Source organism: Vibrio sp. OPT46 (assembly GCF_015163535.1).
GTDB classification, from domain to species: Bacteria; Pseudomonadota; Gammaproteobacteria; order Enterobacterales; family Vibrionaceae; genus Vibrio; species Vibrio alginolyticus.
Genome location: NZ_JADDYG010000397.1, coordinates 18832 through 20782, shown reverse-complemented (window position 1 = coordinate 20782; position 1951 = coordinate 18832). Strand labels below are relative to the sequence as shown.

3 protein-coding genes are annotated in these 1951 nt (G+C 45.5%); all 3 read right to left on the bottom strand.

Annotation, left to right across the window (positions count from 1 at the left end; translation table 11 throughout):
• Positions 1 to 1061, bottom strand: a 1061-nt coding sequence (gene nqrF / locus IQR33_RS18190) for an NADH:ubiquinone reductase (Na(+)-transporting) subunit F (protein WP_193843909.1), incomplete at its 3' end; no start/stop codon positions are given.
• Between the two features lie 33 nt (positions 1062 to 1094).
• Positions 1095 to 1691 (bottom strand): NADH:ubiquinone reductase (Na(+)-transporting) subunit E, encoded by a 597-nt coding sequence (gene nqrE, locus IQR33_RS18185; protein WP_005380270.1) that lies wholly within the window; start codon positions 1689 to 1691, stop codon positions 1095 to 1097.
• 7 nt (positions 1692 to 1698) lie between these two features.
• Positions 1699 to 1951: Rnf-Nqr domain containing protein (locus IQR33_RS18180; RefSeq protein ID WP_322631780.1), on the bottom strand; the 253-nt coding region annotated here is incomplete at its 5' end.

The window sequence follows — 1951 nt, the reverse complement described above, 5'->3', positions numbered from 1 at the left end:
ATAAAGCCAGTGTAACCATCCCAGTTATCTTCTGGAAGTGGATCAGACAGTGCACAGTGCCATACGAAGTTGTCATTCTCAGCTTGTAGCATATCGAAGTCTTCTACGTAGAACATTTCACGCTTAGAACGTGCGCCGTACCAGAAAGACATCTTACGCTTAGAGTGCAGACGCTTAAGTTGGTCGAAGATGTGTGAGCGCATTGGAGCCATACCAGCACCACCACCAACGAATACCATTTCTGCATCTGTATCTTTCGCAAAGAACTCACCAAATGGACCAGAAATAGTACACTTGTCGCCTTCTTTTAGAGACCAGATGTATGAAGACATGATGCCTGGTGGTACGTCTGGGTTGTTCGGCGGCGGAGTTGCGATACGAACGTTAAGCATGATGATACCGTGCTCTTCTGGGTAGTTAGCCATAGAGTATGCACGAATGGTCTCTTCATTAACTTTAGACTCGTAACGGAAAAGGTTGAACTTCTCCCAGTCTTCACGGTATTCCTCAGGAATATCGTAGTCTGCGTATTTCACGTGGTGAGCAGGAGCTTCAATCTGGATGTAACCACCAGCACGGAAAGGTACTGATTCGCCATCTGGAATTTGCAGCTTAAGCTCTTTGATGAATGTCGCTTTGTTATCGTTAGAGATAACAGTACATTCCCACTTCTTAACGCCGAAGATCTCTTCAGGAAGCTCGATATCCATGTCAGTTTTCATTGCAACCTGACACGCTAGACGCTCACCTTCACGCGCTTCACCTTTAGTAATATGGTCAAGCTCGGTTGGTAGGATGTCGCCACCACCTGATTTAACTTTTACGCGACACTGACCACATGAGCCACCGCCACCACAAGCAGAAGATACGAATACGCCAGCACCTGCTAGAGCACTCAGTAGCTTACCACCTGGTTGTGTAACGATCGCCAGAGAAGGGTCATCGTTCACAGAAATTGTAATGTCACCTGTTGGTACAAGCTTAGACTTAGCGAAAAGAATCACTAGTACTAGTGCAAGTACGATCAGAGTAAACATCACTACACCAAGAATAATGTCCATTGACTATTCCTTAATTGTTGCGGTTTACCCGACTTACAGTTGAACACCAGAGAAAGACATAAAGCCTAACGCCATAAGACCTACAGTGATAAATGTGATACCAAGACCACGTAGACCTGGAGGTACGTCAGAGTACTTCATCTTCTCACGGATACCTGCAAGAGCAACGATTGCTAGCATCCAGCCCACACCAGAGCCGAAACCGTAAACGATCGATTCAGCAAAGTTGTAGTCACGTTGTACCATGAAAGATACACCACCGAAGATTGCACAGTTTACTGTGATCAGCGGTAGGAAGATGCCTAGCGCGTTGTACAAAGGTGGGAAGAAACGGTCTAGGACCATCTCTAGAATCTGTACAAGTGCTGCAATTACACCGATAAAGGTGATGAAGTTTAGGAAGCTAAGGTCCACGCCCTCAACTAACGCGTTCTCTCTCAGAACTAGGTTGTATACCAGGTTGTTCACAGGAACAGCGATAGTCAGAACTACCACAACTGCAACACCTAGGCCGAAAGAGGTCTTAACCTTCTTAGATACGGCAAGGAAAGTACACATACCTAGGAAGAAAGACAGAGCCATGTTTTCGATGAAAATCGATTTAACTAACAGACTAATGTAATGTTCCATGACGTCCTTACTCCTTCGCTTCTACTTGTTCTGGTTTCAGAATACGGATTACCCAGATAAGGAAGCCGATTAGGAAGAATGCTGATGGTGCTAGTAGCATTAGGCCGTTAGGCTGGTACCAACCACCGTTGCTCACTAGAGGTAGAACTTCTAAGCCAAATAGTTTGCCTGAGCCAAATAGCTCACGGAAGAAACCTACAGTGATAAGAACGAAACCGTAACCTAGACCGTTACCAATACCGTCAATAAGAGATGGTACC

Coding starts and splice junctions, on each gene's coding strand:
- nqrE (WP_005380270.1), bottom strand. CDS start 1,691: ATGGAACATTACATTAGTCTGTTAGTTAAATCGATTTTCATCGAAAAC.